This is a genomic window from bacterium (genome assembly GCA_040755755.1).
Classification (GTDB): Bacteria; SZUA-182; SZUA-182; order DTGQ01; family DTGQ01; genus DTGQ01.
In genome coordinates, this window is record JBFLZW010000018.1 from 92,075 (window position 1) to 110,143 (window position 18,069).

Below are 18,069 nucleotides of genomic sequence, written 5' to 3' on the forward strand. Positions count from 1 at the left end.
TTGCTGAACAATGACCAATAACCTGCAATGGTCAGGGCGAATAATCTGCCTTACCGAGTCACCTCCAGAGATACCTGGGTTTGGTCCTGCCTGCCAGCGGCATCCTGGGCGGTTATCGTCAGTTGCTTCACGCCGGCAGATACTCCCGCCTGGATAGTCACGGTAATGCTGTAGACATGGTCGATGGCCAGGGAATCCCCGTGAGTGCCGTCATCATACATAACCTGGGATGAACTGCCCAGAATAGAGCTCAAATCAATGGTGACCGACGCCAGATTATTATCCGTATCAAAAGCATAGGCAGTGATCGTGGTGTTTTGGCCCACCATTACTGCCTGAGGGACAGCCCTGGCTTCTGAAACTGCCGGTGCGAACGATGTCTTGGGCGCAATGCTCGGATGGGCATAAAAGATATTGCTATGGCAGCCGACGCAGCTATGGTTGTAAATGATATTATCCGGCCTGGCCATATTGCCGCCGACACTCTCACTGCGGGTGGCGCTGTCATCATTTCGCAGCGACTTTCGGGCATAGTGGAAATTGTTGCCATAGTATGTTGAAATAGGTTTATCTGGCTCTGACCATAGACCTTCAAATTCAGCCTGAGAATCATCAATTATTATGGTAGATCCGTCACTCACCGACTTAAACTTGACAGCATCGGCGATAACATAACTGAGAGCATCCCTTCGCGGATTACTTAAGTTGCTGACTGTATCCTCGATATCCCCGGAAGTAAGCTCGACAGAGCCGGAAGTCCCCTGATCGAAGGAGAAGGTTCCCAGCAGGTTCCAGACGATCGGGCTTTTGCCCGCATTATTCCGCTGATTTTGGTAGATGACAGTTTCTCCGCCGGAATGTACGACCTTGTACTTGGCATGGCTGGAATTTAAACTGGGGTCGATGCCCCTGATATCAGACCAGGTTACAAAGACTTTATACTGCCCGGCACTCGGAAGATCGGGCCTCCAGGTGCAGGAGCTGCTTTCGTTTCTGATCAGCCAGCCAAAATCGAAGGAGGGCACCCAGTCCTGCGTTCCCGGCGGGCTGATCAATTCACCGTGCCTGATCATGGCCGCAGAGGGCGAGCCGTGGACATTGTGGCAGGTTGTGCAGGTCGAGGCTGCATCGCCGGTACCGTCGAAATCAGAGTCGCAGTAATTCCTGACATTCAGCTTAAGGTGCTGATAATGCTCATTCCGGCAGGTTCCGAAATTCGTGCCAAAAGGTGGATCTTTGTGCCATGGTCCCTGTCCTTCACTATGGCCCAGGAGCTCATATTTGTTATGGCATCTCAGGCAGAGGGCAAAATCCTGCCACGACGAGGCAGGATCGGGAATCGTTGGCGGAGTATTTCTGATTCTCAAGGGAGCCCCGCCATTGACATTTTTTAACCGATATCCTGCCTGATAATTCTTCAGGGAAGCCCGATAGGTTCGATGCTGATGATCGATATGCGCCATTGAGGGGTCATGGCAGTCGGTGCACAGAACCAGGTTCTGTTTTCCGTGTCCTGTCTTATAGTAACCATACGGCTTATCAATGTTCTCGTTACCGATCACCGCCGGAGCATCCACTCCTGGACCATCGGCCCGGCTCCCGGCAGGAACCTCATCATGACAGCCGGCGCACCACGTTTCTTTACCGGCTTCCAGTCTGGTATCGGTATCCTGATATACCCCGCCGCTCCAGTTATTTTTGGCCCCAATGGCCGGATCATTCACTCCGTCATAGGTCCCGTCAGGGCTGTGGCAGGGATCACAGACGCCGGTTTCAGCCAATGGTTTATTATCGGCAAAAAGAAACGTATGCGGATTACCCTCACTGCCGGCAGCATGACAGTCCCAGCATCCGATGGACGGACCACGGTCCGCTGCAAGGTGAGTGTGATGGCTTGGATGGGACTGCACATACTGACTATGGCAATCCTGGCAGGTATTGACGGGAGCACGGTGGTAGGTCATCTGGTCCGGATGGCACATGTTGCACATTTTATTTTTATTCACTGAGCCGGGGCCGGGGCCGGAGAACTGGGTGCAGCCGCCGGTGCTTTGCATGACATCCGAAAGGTCGGCATCCTGTTTTCCATCTGTATCCAGGTACTGGAAGTTGAACATGGGAGCTTTATCGGCAGTACCCGGTGTACTTGCCAGCTCTCCATGCCTGGTCATGGCCGGAGATGGGGAGCCATGAACATTGTGACAGGCCGGGCAGCTCTGGGGTGAATCTCCGGTACCATCCCAGTCAGAGTCCCAGTCCATGGTGTTACCACAGTTACCCCTTCCCTGCAAATGGCGAAGATGCTCATTTTTCACTTTGCCGTTTGCATCGGGGTGATCTTCGTTGCGAAAATTCGTGGCCGGGGGATCCTGGTAAAAATTGCCTGAAGCATAGGCATCGCTCAGGAGCTTATATTTGTCATGGCAGGAAAAGCACAGGGCAAAGTCATTGTCTGTTCTGGGGTATTCCCCGCTGTTGCACCCGGTCCGCGGAATCTCGAGAGGAGGAACCGTCTGTCCATTCACCTCCACGCTCCTGAGACGATAGCCGCTCTGATAGTTGTTCCGGCTGGCCTGGTAGGTCCTGGCCACACCATCGATGTGAGCACTGGCCAGGTCATGGCAGCCATCGCACCTGATCTTGTGGCCATTCCGGTAATAGCCGTACTGTAAATCCTTTTTGAATTCAAATTCACGCAGGCAATTGACGGTCAGCGGCCAGCCACTCACCTTGACAAGTTTGAGGTAGCGGACCGGAATAAACCTGTCCAGCCTGACTTCATTCCATCCCTCTGCCGGTCCTGTTTTCCAGGTAGGAGAGCCAAAGAGGGTGGATGACCCAAGCAAAACCCTGGTACTGCAAGATAAATCATCTCCGCCATCGATGCTCCAGTTGACCTCAAGACCCGAAGCAGTATAAAGCCTGACGTGGGTAACATCGGTAGACTGAGCAAGGTCAAAGGTAATGTATCCCCCTGCGGTACCGGTCGTTCCCGTATTGACGTTATGGTCCAGAAGATTCTCCGCACCCTGAATTCCTGATGCGGCTATGAGAGCAGGGCTCTGCCAGTCTCCAGTCAGGGATTTTCCGGCAATGTTCGGCGCAGCCACAGTCTCAATCACGCAACTTCCGTCATCATGGCAGCCGACACACCATTTTTCCCGGCCCGGCTTCAGATGATCGCCCGCATACACACCCCCGGCCTGCCAGTTGGCTTTGGCCCCGATGACCGGATCGTTCACTCCGTCAAATTGCCCGTCCGGACTATGACAGGGATCACAGACCGTAGTATTGACCAGAGGCAGTCCATCCTTGAAATACCCTGGATAGGGGTTATCGTGACAGTAGCTGCAATCGTCCGGAAGATCAGGCCCCCTCATACTGCTCTGATGGGTTTGCGCCGGACCAGCCGCCGCCTGCCCCCTCCCGGCCTCTCCGAAAATGCCCGGCAAACAAAGCACAAAGAAAATCAATAGTGCTGTCGATCCCTTACCTCTACTCCTCCACCTGTTCTTAATCCTTCTCGTATGCATCGACCCGCTCCTTAACCTTATTCCTTAATAATGAGAGAACCTCACATCCTCATTCAACCACATTGGCCTCAAGGCCACTGACAGGCAGGTAATGATTGCCTGTCTGGTAGAAATCCCCGGCAGTATTATTGCCGGCCTTATTCTTGATGGCGTAACTGTAGTCAGGATTCAAATACAGCCCATACCCGCCATTGTTCCTCATGATGTTCCCCTCGATACGACATTTACCATAAGTACAAATGCCGTGGGAGCTATTGGATTGAGCGGTGCAGCCAGTGACTGTGGATTCGCTGGCTTGCAGACCGCAGGAACTGTTGGAATTTGCCGTGCAGTTGGTTATAGTCGAGGAGTTGGCCTTAAAGCCATGAGATCCATTGGAAATGGCCTGACAATCGGTTATGAGAGAGTATCCGGCCTCGATGCCAAAGGAGCTGTTATGGCTAGATGTGATATTTCTTACTTGATGATTGCTTCCGGACAGGCTGATGCCGGACAGGAAATTCTGCACCGCTCCATTCATGATTTGGGCATTCTCCCCCTGAGAGACAAAGATACCCACACCGCTCCCTCCACTTCCGGGGCCGGTGATGGTATAGCCTGCCAGATCGAGAGTCACATTGCCAGCCCTGATCTTGATCCCGTTCACATTGAGAGTGGATACGGTGATGTTGCCGGTCAGGGTATAATTCCCCGGCTGGTCGATAACGATGGGAAAAGTGGTGGATGGTGTCTGGCTGACTTCAGCCTGTCCCTCTGCCAGGAACAGCAAGCCATTATTAGAGGCAGTAGAGGCAGTGCTGCTCGTGGCGGATGGTGTCTGGCTGGATGTATCCTGCCTCTCCTTCTCGTCAGGAGAAAACAGGCCGCAAGCAGAGAGGATAGCGGTAAGCACGATAAATAACATGGTCAGCAGGACCAATTGAATATTTTTTTTATTTTCCATACAGATTGTTCTCCTGAGGTCATTATGGGCTGAACTCACATGGGGTCCTAAAGGGAATGGCACTTACATAAGAATTAGTAATTTTCCCGCAGAGACGCTGAGACGCAGAGGATATCATTGAAAAGTAAAAGTAAAATAAGTTCCTCCTTGTGCTTTTTTACTTTTTGCTTGCTTCCATGCCGTTGACACATCGGGATATCCCGACTTTCATCAGGCCCTTGCCGGATTGGTTGCTCTCTGCGCCTCTGCGTCTCTGCGGGAGATCGTTTTCCCCTGTGCGCTTTGTGTTCTCTCTATATTATAAGCTTAGCTTATGTAAGTGCCATTCGTCCTAAAGGCCCGTATGCAATTCAGCCTGTTGGCAATAATATGCACGAGGCATGGTATCTCCCTCTGTATAAAGAGCATAAATGATGCCAATCTTCAGCGGCAGATGAACGATGATCGCTCATATTGGTAAGACAACACAATAATATTTCTCCCCTCTATAGGATTTTCACTTCGCTGAAGGCATCAGATCCAAACAGTGTGATGGTTACCATATATGAGCGACGATGATTCAATTTGAATCAAAAAAAGAGGGCATGGTGATAGTTCAGGGGCGGACAGGTCCGCCCCTGAACTCAAGGGGAAAGGAGAGTAGCGGAATCCGCGTTACAGGAAGCAATAGTCTGCCTTACTGAGTCACCTCCAGAGATACCTGCGTTTGGTCCTGCTTGCCGGTGGCATCCTGTGCGGTTATCGTCAGTTGTTTCACGCCGGCAGGTACCCCCGCCTGGATAGTCACGGTAATGCTGTAGACATGATCGCTGGCCAGGGAATCCCCGTGAGTGCCGTCATCGTACATAACCTGGGATGAATTGCCCTGGATGGAGCTCAAATCAATGGTGACCGAGGTCAGGTCATTATCCGTATCAAAAGCATAGGCAGTGATCGTGGTGCTTTGGCCCACCATTACTGCCTGAGGGACAGCCCTGGCTTCTGAGGCTGCCGGAGCGGATGATGTCTTGGGCACAATGCTCGGATGGGCATAGAAGATATTGCTATGACAGCCGACGCAGCTATGGTTGTAAATGATATTATCCGGCCTGACCATATTGCCGCCGACACTCTCACTGCGGGTGGCACTGTCATTTCTCTTCGACTTGCGGTAATAGCGGAAATTAGTACCGTAATGCGTTGAAGCAGTGCTCTTTGTCCATGTTCCCTGAAATTCGGCCTGAGGATTATCGATAACGATAACCGACCCATCAGCCACGTTTTTGAATTTAACAGCATCGGCAACAACACAACTGAGAGCGTCTCTTTCCGGAGTATTGCTGCTGCTGACCGTATCCTCGATATCCTCGGAGGTAAGCTGAAGATAGCCGGAAGTTCCCTGATTGAAGGAGAAAGTCCCAAGAAGGTTCCATACGATCGGGCTCTGGCCGGCATTTTCACGCTGATTCTTATAGATGACGGTTTCTCCGCTGGCATGCACGACCTTAAATTTGGCATGGGATGAGTTTTCACTGAAGTCAAAACCCCTGATATTAGACCAGGTTACCAAAACCTTGTATTGCCCTGCACTCGGGAGATTGGGTCTCCAGATGCAGGAGCCGTCCTCATCTCTGGTCATCCAGCCAAAATCGAAGGAGGGCACATAACTTTGCGTTCCCGGCGGGCTGATCAATTCACCATGTCTGATCATAGCCGCAGAGGGTGAGCCGTGGACATTGTGACAGGTCGTGCAGGTCGAGGCTGCATCGCCGGTGCCGTCAAAATCGGAATCGCAGTAATTCCCGACATTCAGCCTGAGGTGCTGATAGTGCTCATTCCGGTAGGTTCCGAAATTTGTACCAAAAGGCGGATCCTTATGCCATAGACCCTGGCCCTCGCTGTGGCCCAGCAGCTCATATTTATTATGGCAGCTCAGGCAAAGGGCAAAATCCTGCCACGATGTAGTCGGATCAGAAATCATGGGCGGAGTGTCTCTGATCTTCAAGGCAGGCCCGCCATTGACCGTCTTTAACCGGTATCCTGCCGTGTAGTTGTTCAGGGATTCCTGATAGGTTCGATGCTCATGGTCTATATGCATCAGGGAGGGATCGTGGCAGTCGGTGCACAGGACCAGATTCTGCTTTCCATGCCCTGTTGTATAATAGCCATAAGGCGCAGCAGCACTCTCGTCGCCGATCACCGCCGGAGCATCCACCCCTGAACCATCGGCCCGGCTCCCGGCGGGAACCTCGTCATGGCAGCCTGCACACCACTTTTCTTTACCCGCTTTCAGCCTGGTATCCTGATAGACGCCGCCGCTCCAGTTATTCTTGGCCCCAATGACCGGATCGCTTACTCCGTCATAGGTCCCTTCGGGGCTGTGGCAGGGATTACAGACTTCGGTTTCAGCCAATGGCTTATTATCGGCAAAGAGAAAGACATGCGGGCTATTCTCATCGCCGGCAGCATGGCAATCCCAGCATCCGATGGATGGCCCCCGGTCTGCCGCAAGGTGAGTGTGGTGGCTTGGATGGGACTGCACCTCCTGGCTGTGGCAATTCTGGCAGGAATTGCCAGGAACGCGATGGTAGGTCACCTGATCGTTATGGCACATGCCGCACATTTTATTTTTACCCACTGAGCCGGGGCCGGGGCTATAGAACTGGGTGCAGCCGCCGGTGCTTTGCATGACATCCGAAAGGCCGGAATCGGCTTTCCCCTCAGCGTTCAGATACTGGAAGTTGAACATGGGAGCCTTGTCAGCAGTACCGGGTGTACTGGCCAGTTCTCCATGCCTGGTCATGGCCGGAGAGGGGGAGCCATGAACATTGTGACAGGCCGGGCAGCTCTGGGGTGAATCTCCGGTACCATCCCAGTCAGAGTCCCAGTCTTTGGTGTTACCACAGTTGCCCCTTCCCTGCAGGTGGCGAAGGTGCTCATTTTTCACTTTGCCGTTTCCATCAGGATGATCTTCATTTTTAAAGTTCGTGGCCGGAGGATCCTGAAGAAAGCTGCCCGAAGCATAGGCATCGCCCAGGAGCTTATATTTGTCATGGCAGGAAAAGCACAGGGCAAAGTCATTGCCGGTTCTGGGATTTTCCCCGCTGTTGCACCCGGTCCGCGGAATCTCGAGAGGAGGAACCATCTGCCCATCCACCTCCACGCTCCTGAGACGATAGCCGCTCTGATAGTTGTTCAGGCTGGCCTGGTAGGTCCTGGCCTCGCCATCGATGTGAACACTGGCCAGGTCGTGGCAGCAATCGCACCTGATCTTATGGCCGTTACGGTAATAGCCGTACTGTAAATCCTTTTTGAATTCAAATTCACGCAGGCAATTGACGGTCAGCGGCCAGGGACTCACCCTGCCAAGTTTGAGATACCGGACCGGAATGAATCTATCCAGCCTGACCTCATTCCACCCTTCCGCAGGCCCTGTTTTCCAGGTCGGAGCGGCAAAGATGACGGATGACCCCAAGAGTGTCTTGGTGCTGCAGGCCGGATCGTTCCCCCCGTAGACATTCCAGCAGACCTCAAGATCCGACGCTGTGTAAAGCCTGATGTGGGAAACATCGGCAGTCTGAGCAAGATCAAAGGTGATGTATCCCCCTGCGGTACCGGTCGTTCCCGTATTGACGTTATGGTCCAGAAGATTCTCCGCACCCTGAATTTCGGATGCGGCTATGAGAGCAGGGCTCTGCCAGTCTCCAGTCAGGGATTTTCCGGCAATGTTCGGCGCAGCCACAGTCTCAATCACGCAACTTCCGTCATCATGGCAGCCGACACACCATCTTTCCCTGCCCGGCTTCAACTGATCGACCTCATACACACCCCCGGCCTGCCAGTTGGCCTTGGCTCCGATGACCGGATCGTTCACTCCGTCAAATTGCCCATCCTGGCCGTGGCAGTGATTGCAGACCGTGGTGCTGGCCAGAGTCAAACCATCCTTCAGATATCCAGGATAGGGATCATCATGGCAATAGGTACAGCCAATGAGTTGAGGCCCTCTCAAGCTGCTCTGGTGTATGCCGCAGAGCGGGCTGGACCATCCCCTCCCTGCTTTCCCTGCAATACCTGATAAACAAAGAATAACAAGAGCCAAAACCGCTCTTGATCCTTTCCCATTCCCTCTCTCAGTCCTTCTGTTAATCCTTCTGTTAATCCTTCTCTCAAGCATTATCCTGCTCCCTGACCTGTGAATTTTCCGGAAAAAAGCTGCAATAACCCCTGGTGTATCTTATGGTATGTTATTTATGACATATTGTAGAGTTATTCATCCACATTAGCCTCATCACCGCTGAGAGGCAGGTAATGAGTGCCTGTCTGATAGAAATTCCCGGCGGCATTATTGCCAGCCACATTCCTGATGGCGTAGCTGTAGTCAGGATCCAGATACAGCCCATATCCGCCATTGTCCCTTATGGTGGTCTCCTCAAGACAGCATTTATCGACAGCATAAATGCCATGTGAGCCATTGAAGCTGGCCGTGCAACCAGTAACCGTGCAGGAGGTGACATGCATACCGCAGGAACCGTTGGCATTCGCCGTGCAGGTGGTTATCGTCGAAGAGGTGGCCATAAGGCCATGTAAGCCGTTAGCATTGGCCTGGCAATCTGTTATGAGAGATGATCCGGCCTCGATTCCAGAGGAACTGTTCTGGCAGGCACTGACATTTTTGAGCTGATGATTATTGCCGGAAAGGTTGATGCCGGAAAAAAAACCCTGCACTGTTCCGTTGATGATTTCAGCATTCTCCCTCTGAGCAACAGAGATGCCGATGCCGGTCCCTTCACCTCCCGGACCGGTGAGAGTGTAGCCATTCAAGTCAAGAGTGACATCGTCGGCCATGATCTCAATGCCGTTTACCTGAGGGGTTGATACAGTGATATCGCCAGTCAGGATATAATTTCCCGGCTGGTCAATGACAATGGGAAAGGTGGTAGATGGCGTCTGGCTGATTTCAACCTGACTGTCCCCCTCATCAGCGGAAAGGAGCCCGCAAACCGAGGGGATAGAGATAAGCGTTATAAACAGTAAGGTCAGCAGGACCAATTGAGTATTCCTTTTACTTTTCATACAGGTCATCCTCCTGAGATTATTAATTGGGTTAGAGATATCTGCTGCAACCGTGAGTTCTGCTTCCGGCTGTTTGAGCCGGTCCGATAAGCTTCGATAGGTATCCTGGCCTTTCCCACCTCCTTGTAAGGAATTCTTTACAGCTAACCACCCTGCCAGGAATATGGAATAGGGCCTAAGATTGGATGAAATCGAGGCTACTGGTAGCAATATATTCAAGGCATAGGTATCTTTTTAAATAAAGTAGCATAAATGATGCCAATCTTCAGTGATAGATGAGAAACAATTCAATTCCTGAGGTAACTACTCAGGCACAGAGGCACAAAGGGGCAAAGGCACAAAGGGGGCAAAGAAGATAGATGAATGCTGGGCAATTTAGCTGGGAAGTTAAACAGCAAATAGACACAAATAGGCAAAGGTAACTTTGTGCCTCTGTGCCTTTGCCCCTTTGTGCCTGAGTAGTTACGATTTATGAAAATACCTTCTCTGCAGCACGTGGGACCTCAATGGGAACGAAATAATCAGCCGGATATAGATAATCCTCCCCTGATTCATCAATGACTCGAAGGTATTGATGTTCGCCAGCTTGCTTGTCGTCTATCACTTGATAGATTTTCCGCAATTCCAGAGAAGCAGAGTAATTTTCATTTTTAATGCAAACAACGAATTTTGATTCCAAAATATGTTTATCCTTCCTCATTATTTTTATAAATTAATTTTACAGAATCCTTTTTAATTTAATTTCCTTCTTGCCAATTCCATGAGCCTCGTACCAATGCACCTCGGCTTTACACATAAATCCATCGGAGAGACGAACCAAAGCTATCCCCTTTAATTTTCTCCATCTCCCAGTGCCATATATTTTCCGCAATCTTTTAACCTCATGAATTGAATTTCCCACCGATATTATTTCAATACTCGTGATTTCACTAATTATTTCAAAATTCATCGATCACTATGGGACAAATATAAGTCCATCTCCTCCGTAGCCTATTATTAGCATAGATTAAAATAGTTGAGATTGTCAACTTGCAAGGTGGTAATGTAGCTTTAGCTTATTGTACTTACCAATCCATAATCATCTCCATACCCTCGCACATTACATAAACCAACTTCATCTGGCTGGAGAGCCAGAACTGCCTCCACGAATATTGGGGTCAAATCTTTATTTTTGACAATTATGATCATTTTAAGGTAATCTTTAAGCATGAGTAGACCTTTGCGTATCCAATATCCAGGTGCAATATATCACATCACAGACCGTGGAAATGAGCAGAAAAGTATTTTTGGGGATGATGAGGATCGCCTACGTTTTCTGAACATTCTTGCTCAATCGGTTAAGACCTATCAGGTCAGAGTCCACTGTTTTGTATTGATGTCGAATCATTTCCACCTGTTGGTTGAAACTCCCTTGGGAAATCTTGGAGATTTCATGCGTCACTTTACTATTACCTATACATCTTATTTCAATCGACAACATAATCGTTGCGGTCATCTGTATCAAGGTAGATATAAAAGTCTACTCATCGAAAAAGATGCCTATTTTTCAAGTGTATCCCGTTATATTCATCTGAATCCGGTCAGGGTCAATGATATCAGGAAAAAAACAATCGGAGAACAACTTGATGTTTTGTGGAATTACCAATGGAGCAGCCTTCCCGGATATCGAGATACCAAAGGCAGATATGAGTTCGTTGAGTATGGATATATACTTGAGGAATTTGGTGGTGATACTCTTGGGGGAAGAAGAGCGTATACAAAACAGATTGAGTCAGATGTGGCGGAGGGTTTATCGATAAAGGATAAAATCATTGGACAAAGCCTGCTTGGAGGAGATGGTTTTGTTTCCTGGGTCAGTGATAAGTTTTTGAAAGGAGTAAAAGACAGAGAGCGGCCAGCGGTAGGTAAGGTTTACCGATATGTCGCCAAGGATGAAATCCTCAAAGCTGCAGCGGAGGTGCTTGAGATGAGGCCAGAGGAATTGATAAAAACCTCTGGAATAACAAGATATATTAGCATGGATCTTTTGTATCGGTTTGGCGGATTGAATAACCGGGAAATAGGAGAGCTGTTTGGAGTCGACTACTCGACCGTGAGCCAGAGCAGAAAGCGATTGCGGCAGGGTATGAAACATGATGAGGAACTTCAGGGTCTCTTTCGAAAGATTGAACGACTATTGTCGCCTGGTTGCTATCGGACGTTACAAGAATAAAGATTTGACCCCCTTGCTCTTATTACCATAAAACAGAAAAAGGTAAAATTATTTATTTTGCTGTTCAGCTTGAGGTAGAGTTAGAAGGGAAATGGAAACCAGTAATTCGATATGATTGTAGTCATAACTTTGCTCATATAGATCGATACAATAATAAAGGCAAAAAAATAAAAGAGAATATTAATCTTCCATATGAAGATAGTTTAACCTTAGCGGATGAAGATATAAACATTAACTGGGAATTGTACAAAGAGAAGTTTTTAAGAGGAGAACATCCATGAACATTTATGAAAGAAGAACCAGCGTTCTTGGAATTGAATTTGATCGATACATGAGAGAGCATCCGGAATTTTCTGAAAAGATTCCCAACAATGCCCACATAGTCCTGCTTTTGGAGGGAGATAAAGAATTCAATGAATGGAGTACTAATCTTGCAAAGAAACAAGCAGAAGAAGATCAAACAATGGTCTATATCACTATCAAAAAAATGGCACCAGCTCACTCACGGATAAAGGATTTAGAACTGGTAGCTGGATAAACCTTTCGAAAATTAACGCCTAACCAGGGCTGAGGTAAGCATAAATATCGACACGAGAAAATGGGGTTTTTTGCCCAACGCCCCGAAAAGGTAAAACGAGGACTTTTCAATTAGCCTCAACTTATTGATTAAAAATAGATTCCTTGTTAAGGAGCAACCAACGGTTTGACTATTTCTCAATCTCAATTAGAAGAAATTCCATTTCTTCCAATCCTACCGCAAAATTAAACGATCGTTTTTACTATCACTCCACAAAGATAAAAATGTCTGACAAATATCTAACTAGAATATATAATTAAATCGAAAATGATGTTTTATTCTAACTATTGCCTTTTAAGTCCCAATATAGCCCAAACCCACCATTCTTATGCAAGCACTTGACATCCACCACACTCCCCCTCCCCTCCTATTCCCTCCCTTTTCTACTCGTGCCTGAGCGCATCGATGGGGTTGAGTCTTGCGGCCTGGCGGGCAGGGAAGAAGCCGAACAGTATGCCTACGGCCCCTGAGAAGAGGAAGGCGATCAGGGTAATTCCGGGATCGAACACGAAGGGTACATGGAGAAGATTGGTGCCTGCGGCGGCCATGGCAAATCCGAGCATTATTCCGGCAACCCCGCCGAGCAGCGAGAGAACCACCGCCTCTACCAGAAACTGCATGAGCACCTCCCTCTCCCGTGCGCCGATGGCCAGACGAATGCCGATTTCCCGCGTTCGCTCGGTGACGGATACCAGCATGATGTTCATGATGCCGATCCCCCCGACCAGAAGGCTCACGGCGGCCACGGCGGCAAGCAGCGCGGTAAGCAGCCTGGTCGTGCCGGTCATGGTGCTCACCAGCTCCTGCATGTCCCTGACATGGAAATTATCATCTTCCCCCTGCGGGATGCGCCGGCGCTCCCGCATCAGGCGCTCGATATCCAGCCGGGTCTTTTCCGTGGAGATGCCATCCTTCACCGACAGAAAAATGGCACTGATCTCCTGGTTTCCGGCGATGCGGCGATGGAAAGTGCGAAGCGGCACCAGGACGACATCGTCCTGGTCCATTCCGAAACTGGACTGCCCCTTGGATTCGAGGACGCCAATGACTTTGCAGGAAAGCTTTTTCAGGCGGACCATGGCCCCCAGAGGGTCCTGGCTGCCGAAAAGCTCCTTGCACACGGTAGTTCCCAGAATGCAGACTGCCTTTCCCCCGGAAAGCTCGGTATCCGTGAATTTGCGACCGGCCTTGAGTGGCCAGTTTCGCACCTGCAAATAGGCGTTGTCGGTGCCGGTGATCGAGGTGGACCAGTTTTCATTGCCGAAAATAGCCTGGAGGTTTTGTGAGGCTGTCGGCGCTACGGCCACCAGACCGGAGATAGTATGAGCCACCGCCTCGACATCCTTGAGGTCGAACGGCGGAGCTGTTGACCGCGTGCCACCGGGGCCTCGAAAACCCTGGCCTGGCCTGACCTGAAGCATGTTGCTGCCGAGTTTGGCAATATCTGAAGTTACCTGAAGCGTTGCCCCTTTGCCCAGAGTCACCATGGTGATAACTGCGGCCACTCCGATGACAATACCCAGAATGGTCAGTGACGAGCGCAGGACATTGCGCCGGATCTCCCGCAGGGCAAGAAAAATCGTGTCCCATACCATTATCGGATACCTCCCCCGTTGTGCTTCTCGAATTCGATCAGGCCATCGCGAAAGTGAATGATGCGCTGCGCATAAGCCGCCATATCTGCTTCGTGGGTCACCATGACAATGGTGAGTCCGTGCTCCCGGTTGAGGGAGCGGAGCAGCTCCATGATTTCCCGGCTGCGGACCGTGTCCAGGTTGCCGGTAGGCTCATCAGCCAGCAGCACGGCAGGGCTGGTTACCATTGCCCGTGCTATGGCCACCCGCTGCTGCTGCCCGCCGGAAAGCTCGCCCGGCGTATGCTTTTCCCTCCCCGCCAGGCCCACTGCCTCAAGGGCCTTGCGGCTTCGCATATGCCGCTCCCTGGCTGGAACGCGGCGGTAGATCAGGGGCAGTTCTACATTCTCCAGGGCCGAGGTGCGGTTTAAGAGGTGAAATCCCTGAAACACGAATCCGAGATAATGTCGCCGCAAAAGGGCGCGCTGATCCCGGGAAAGTGCACCCACCTCGATGCCCCGGAAAAGATAGCTGCCGCTCGTGGGTACATCCAGGCATCCCAGGATGTTCATACAGGTTGATTTCCCCGATCCGCTCGGCCCCATGACAGCCACAAAATCGCCATTATAAATCTGCAGGTCTACACCGGCCAGGGCCTTCATGGCTGCATGGTCTTTGCCATAGACCTTGGTCACCCCCTGAAACTCGATAAGCGGCCGATCATGCGGTGACGAAGCGCTCCCTGTCATTGACCCGGCCTCACCATATCGACCAGCAAGGGAAGCCCCGGCTGGACATCGCCCGCCTTCACCTCGGTCATCTGGCCGTCGGTTAAGCCGATGGTCAGGGGTATGGCTGCCGGTTTCCCCTCACGAAGTATCCAGACCTTGCGCTGATGACTGTTAGCTGCTGCCTTCTTCTGCTGCCGCTGCATGGCCGAGGCAGGTCTTCTCCCCGGAGGGCGCGGCAGGAGCATGGTCACCAGGTTCCTGCTCTGTTGAGGTTTTTCGTCCTCCTCAGCTTCAGGATCAAACCGCAGGGCAGCGTTCGGCACCAGGAGCGCATTTTTAACCTCCCTGACGATAATATCGGCAGTGGCAGTCATGCCTGGCCGAAGCAGCAAGTCCTGGTTATTTACCTTCAATACAGTTTCGTAAGTCACGACTCCGTTGACTGTCTGGGCACCATAGCGCACTTCGGTAATATGTGCCGGAAACCTGCGGTCAGGGAAAGCATCTACCGTGAAGGTGGCCTCCTGCCCTTCTGTCACCTGGCCCACATCAGCCTCATCCACATCCACATGAAGCTCCATCTGGGTCAGGTCCTCGGCCAGGACAAAGAGCACCGGGGCCTGCAGAGAAGCGGCCACGGTCTGGCCCGGCTCGACACTCCGTTTCAGGACCAGGCCGTTGATGGGGGAGCGGATGACCGCTTTGGAAAGGTCTGTCTGATAGGCCTCAAGCTCCGCCCTGGCCTCGGCAACCAGGGCCCTGGCGCTGGCCTCATCAGCCTGACCGCGCTTTACGGCCGCCTCGGCCGCATCAAGATCATTCTGTGAGGGCACCTTGTGATTGCTCAATTGATAAAGCTGTTTGAGCCGGTCCAGCCTGCTGAGGGCTTCGGCCACCGTTGCCCTGGCCTGCAGGACTTTGGCCCGGGCCGATTCCAGGGCAGCCCTGGACTGGGTGACCCGCGCGTTCAGCTTTTCCGTATCGAGCCGCGCCAGAACCTGTCCGGCTGTTACCCGGTCATTGTAATCAGCCTCCACACTCTTGACGATGCCGGAAAGCTCACTTCCCACATCCACCTGGTTGGTGGGCTCAAGGGTGCCGGTGGCGGTCACGGTTACGGTCAGATCTCCCCGCTGTGCTTCCTGGGTCTTGTACTGCATCGAATTGGCCTTGTCAGCATCCCTGCGGAGGCTGACAATAATTATGGAGGCCGCAATCAGGACGGCCAGGATGAGCAGTCCGGCCTTTCTTCGCCTCCTTCGGCCTAAAGATGCCTGGTCAAGGCCGAGGTTTTCTTCCATATCGGATTGCTGATCGGATGTTCGATCAGGTTTCTGACTCATCTTTGATTTCATCGATCCTCTCCATAAAATGGTTACGAAAAAAGCGGTATCCAGCCGCCTCCGAGGGCCTTGTAGAGCCGTATCAGACTGGAGGTGACCTCGCTGTCGCTCGCTGCCAACTGGTTCTGGAGGGACAGCGTGGACCTTTGCGCATCCAGCACCGCCTGAAAATCGATCAGTCCGGCGGAATACTGGCTTTCGGCCAGGGCTTCGGCCCGCTGGGCAGCCTGCGATGCCTCCTCCAGGTGCTGCCGGCGCACCTGCTCTTTGGCATAAGCGACCAGTGCATCCTCGACATCCTTCAAGGCTGTGAGGACCGCTCTTTCATACTCGATTACGGCCTGCTCCAAAAGTGCATCCTGCACCTCGACGTTTTGCCGGATGCGGCCTGCGTCAAACAGGGGCCAGGTAATATTCGAGCCGATTCTGAGAATCTGAGTGGCTGAGGTGAACAGGTCATTCAGCGTAAGAGACTCAAGGCCGATTGATCCGGTCAGGCCGAACGTGGGATATCGCTGCGCATTGGCCGCGGCGACCCTGGCAGTCTGCGCTGCCAGCCTGCGCTCTGCCTGCCGGACAGCGGGAATGCGCCGCAGGGCCTCAGCAGGCACTCCAACCGCGATCTCGACCGGTGCGACCGGGACAGGTGCCGTCTGGGAAAGCTCTTCATGGAGCGAGCCCGGTTTTTTACCCAGCAGCAGGGCAAGCCGGTTCATGGCCTGCTCAAGCCCTGCCTGAAGCGAAGGTATGGATGAGCGGGTCTCCTCCAGATTGGATTTGGCCCGCTCGACATCGAGGGAACCCGTCAGGCCGGCTTCAGAGCGCCAGAGCGTAAGATTATAGGTTTCCTCCTGCGCTTTGCGGCTCTTTTCAGCTATGGCCAGCCTGGTCTGATAGAGCCGGACCTCGACATAATTCAGGGCCACTTCAGCCGAAAGGCTCACCAGAACGTCCCGCATATTTTCCCGGCTGGCCTCGATATCCGCTTGCGCCGCCTCGGTGGAGCGCTGCACCCTGCCAAAAAGATCCATCTCCCAGGCGGCGTCAAATCCCGCCTTGAAGAGCTTGCTCTCCCTGCCGTCGCTGCGGCTCAGGGAGGCGGAGCCGGTCGCATCCAGGGTCGGATAACGGTCGGACTCGCTGATGCCCCGGCGCGCCCGCGCCTCCCGCAGGCGGGCCCGACTGCTGCGAAGATCCAGATTGCCATTGACCGCGCGGCTGATCAGGCTTGTCAGCACCGGATCATTCAACCGGGACCACCAGGCAGCCAGGGTCTGGGCGTCCAGGGGGGATGCAGTCAAACCACCTGACAGCTCGGCGTTCCACGCTTTGGGCGCCGCCGGATCAGGCGGCACATAATCCGGCCCGACAACCACGCACCCCGCAAACAGCAGCGGCACAAGCAGCAGCAGCATGAGGATGTTTTCAATCCGCTGATTATTCACGATCCTTCCCTTTTCCTTCCGGGCCGGGATGATGCTTCCCGATGAGGTCCAGAAATTTTACCAGTTGTTGTGGAGTTAAAATTTTTCTTACTTCCAGGATTCCTTCCAGCCGGTTATCCTCTTTCTGGCCAAGTAAAGCCTTTAATTCTGCATGAAGCTGGTTGATTTTCTCCATCTGGAGATCAGGTTTTTGCAGCTCCTGTTTCAGCTCTTCCTTCTTGGCCCGAATACGACCTTTCAGTTCCTCTTGTTGTTTTTCATGCCTGTTTCGATGGGCTTTCAGTTGGCTATCCTGTTCAGGAGTCAGATTAAGCTGCTGAAAGATTTCTACAATCTGGGCCTCTCTTGTCTCCGGATTCGGTTCATCCTGCCTACCCCGGGAACTGGCTGCATACGCGGGAGTCGCACCGAGACTCATGATTACCAGAAGACAGATAAGTATCCTGCCCTGTAATTTCATCGGATATTCCTCCTTTCCTCTGTATAGCGGTTTTCACCTGGCCAAACTACAAAAATTAGCTCCAGAGGTTTTTCACTCTCCCATACTCCCACTCCTATGCTTTTCTCTGGGCTTACCTCTGTGCCTCTGTGTCTCTGTGGTATCCTTTGTCTTTGTCTTTTTGTTAGTTTATCTATCACCCCGGATGCAATAGACATAT

General features: G+C 51.9%; 14 protein-coding genes. 2 read left to right on the forward strand and 12 right to left on the reverse strand.

Translation table 11 applies throughout. The annotated features are described in order from the left end of the window. Positions 1–50: 50 nt before the first annotated feature. The 6 genes from AB1611_06550 to AB1611_06575 all read right to left on the reverse strand — a co-directional run bounded on the left by AB1611_06550 (position 51) and on the right by AB1611_06575 (position 10,477). A complete protein-coding gene (locus tag AB1611_06550; protein ID MEW6379250.1) occupies positions 51–3,533 on the reverse strand; it encodes a hypothetical protein in 3,483 nt (1,160 codons plus the stop codon). Positions 3,534–3,582: 49 nt separating this feature from the next. Then, positions 3,583–4,476 (reverse strand): right-handed parallel beta-helix repeat-containing protein, encoded by an 894-nt coding sequence (locus AB1611_06555; GenBank protein ID MEW6379251.1) that lies wholly within the window; start codon positions 4,474–4,476, stop codon positions 3,583–3,585. Between the two features lie 676 nt (positions 4,477–5,152). Then, the gene (locus AB1611_06560; protein ID MEW6379252.1) at positions 5,153–8,629 is read right to left on the reverse strand and encodes a hypothetical protein; all 3,477 of its coding nucleotides are present in this window, start codon (positions 8,627–8,629) and stop codon (positions 5,153–5,155) included. 92 nt (positions 8,630–8,721) lie between these two features. Beyond that, on the reverse strand, positions 8,722–9,528 hold the full coding sequence (locus AB1611_06565; GenBank protein MEW6379253.1) for a right-handed parallel beta-helix repeat-containing protein: 807 nt from the start codon (positions 9,526–9,528) through the stop codon (positions 8,722–8,724). A gap of 469 nt (positions 9,529–9,997) precedes the next feature. Continuing rightward, a complete protein-coding gene (locus AB1611_06570) occupies positions 9,998–10,228 on the reverse strand; it encodes a hypothetical protein (GenBank protein ID MEW6379254.1) in 231 nt (76 codons plus the stop codon). Positions 10,229–10,246: 18 nt separating this feature from the next. Then, positions 10,247–10,477 carry a hypothetical protein gene (locus tag AB1611_06575; GenBank protein MEW6379255.1) on the reverse strand — a complete coding sequence of 77 codons (231 nt, stop codon included), beginning with the start codon at positions 10,475–10,477 and terminating at the stop codon, positions 10,247–10,249. 258 nt (positions 10,478–10,735) lie between these two features. Here AB1611_06575 and AB1611_06580 point away from each other — a divergent pair, with 258 nt between their 5' ends. Both AB1611_06580 and AB1611_06585 read left to right on the forward strand, forming a co-directional pair. Beyond that, positions 10,736–11,740, forward strand: a complete 1,005-nt coding sequence (locus AB1611_06580) for a transposase (GenBank protein ID MEW6379256.1) — start codon at positions 10,736–10,738, stop codon at positions 11,738–11,740. Between the two features lie 277 nt (positions 11,741–12,017). Next, a complete protein-coding gene (locus tag AB1611_06585) occupies positions 12,018–12,278 on the forward strand; it encodes a DUF5647 family protein (GenBank protein MEW6379257.1) in 261 nt (86 codons plus the stop codon). A gap of 422 nt (positions 12,279–12,700) precedes the next feature. On the opposite strand, the gene AB1611_06590 is transcribed toward AB1611_06585, so the two are convergent. From AB1611_06590 to AB1611_06615, 6 genes are read right to left on the reverse strand one after another with little or no spacing between them, the layout of a single operon-like run. Further along, positions 12,701–13,912, reverse strand: coding sequence for an ABC transporter permease (locus AB1611_06590; GenBank protein MEW6379258.1), 1,212 nt, complete (start codon positions 13,910–13,912; stop codon positions 12,701–12,703). After that, positions 13,912–14,640 (reverse strand): ABC transporter ATP-binding protein, encoded by a 729-nt coding sequence (locus AB1611_06595; protein MEW6379259.1) that lies wholly within the window; start codon positions 14,638–14,640, stop codon positions 13,912–13,914. Before AB1611_06595 ends, AB1611_06590 begins: the two co-directional genes overlap by 1 nt. Continuing rightward, complete coding sequence (locus AB1611_06600) at positions 14,637–15,977, reverse strand: efflux RND transporter periplasmic adaptor subunit (protein ID MEW6379260.1); 1,341 nt, start codon at positions 15,975–15,977, stop codon at positions 14,637–14,639. The genes AB1611_06595 and AB1611_06600 overlap by 4 nt, the downstream gene beginning before the upstream one ends. Positions 15,978–15,997: 20 nt before the next feature. Further along, positions 15,998–17,410, reverse strand: coding sequence for an efflux transporter outer membrane subunit (locus AB1611_06605; GenBank protein MEW6379261.1), 1,413 nt, complete (start codon positions 17,408–17,410; stop codon positions 15,998–16,000). After that, entirely contained in the window at positions 17,403–17,870 is a 468-nt protein-coding gene (locus AB1611_06610) for a periplasmic heavy metal sensor (protein MEW6379262.1), read from the reverse strand. Before AB1611_06610 ends, AB1611_06605 begins: the two co-directional genes overlap by 8 nt. Beyond that, on the reverse strand, positions 17,867–18,067 hold the full coding sequence (locus AB1611_06615; protein MEW6379263.1) for a hypothetical protein: 201 nt from the start codon (positions 18,065–18,067) through the stop codon (positions 17,867–17,869). Before AB1611_06615 ends, AB1611_06610 begins: the two co-directional genes overlap by 4 nt. Between the last annotated feature and the right edge of the window lie 2 nt (positions 18,068–18,069).

Bases quoted from the DNA above. Each gene is read 5' to 3' on its own strand.
- AB1611_06550 (MEW6379250.1), bottom strand. From the start codon at position 3,533: ATGCATACGAGAAGGATTAAGAACAGGTGGAGGAGTAGAGGTAAGGGA.
- AB1611_06555 (MEW6379251.1), bottom strand. From the start codon at position 4,476: ATGGAAAATAAAAAAAATATTCAATTGGTCCTGCTGACCATGTTATTT.
- AB1611_06560 (MEW6379252.1), bottom strand. From the start codon at position 8,629: ATGCTTGAGAGAAGGATTAACAGAAGGATTAACAGAAGGACTGAGAGA.
- AB1611_06565 (MEW6379253.1), bottom strand. From the start codon at position 9,528: ATGAAAAGTAAAAGGAATACTCAATTGGTCCTGCTGACCTTACTGTTT.
- AB1611_06570 (MEW6379254.1), bottom strand. From the start codon at position 10,228: ATGAGGAAGGATAAACATATTTTGGAATCAAAATTCGTTGTTTGCATT.
- AB1611_06575 (MEW6379255.1), bottom strand. From the start codon at position 10,477: ATGAATTTTGAAATAATTAGTGAAATCACGAGTATTGAAATAATATCG.
- AB1611_06580 (MEW6379256.1), top strand. From the start codon at position 10,736: ATGAGTAGACCTTTGCGTATCCAATATCCAGGTGCAATATATCACATC.
- AB1611_06585 (MEW6379257.1), top strand. From the start codon at position 12,018: ATGAACATTTATGAAAGAAGAACCAGCGTTCTTGGAATTGAATTTGAT.
- AB1611_06590 (MEW6379258.1), bottom strand. From the start codon at position 13,912: ATGGTATGGGACACGATTTTTCTTGCCCTGCGGGAGATCCGGCGCAAT.
- AB1611_06595 (MEW6379259.1), bottom strand. From the start codon at position 14,640: ATGACAGGGAGCGCTTCGTCACCGCATGATCGGCCGCTTATCGAGTTT.
- AB1611_06600 (MEW6379260.1), bottom strand. From the start codon at position 15,977: ATGAAATCAAAGATGAGTCAGAAACCTGATCGAACATCCGATCAGCAA.
- AB1611_06610 (MEW6379262.1), bottom strand. From the start codon at position 17,870: ATGAAATTACAGGGCAGGATACTTATCTGTCTTCTGGTAATCATGAGT.
- AB1611_06615 (MEW6379263.1), bottom strand. From the start codon at position 18,067: ATGTCTATTGCATCCGGGGTGATAGATAAACTAACAAAAAGACAAAGA.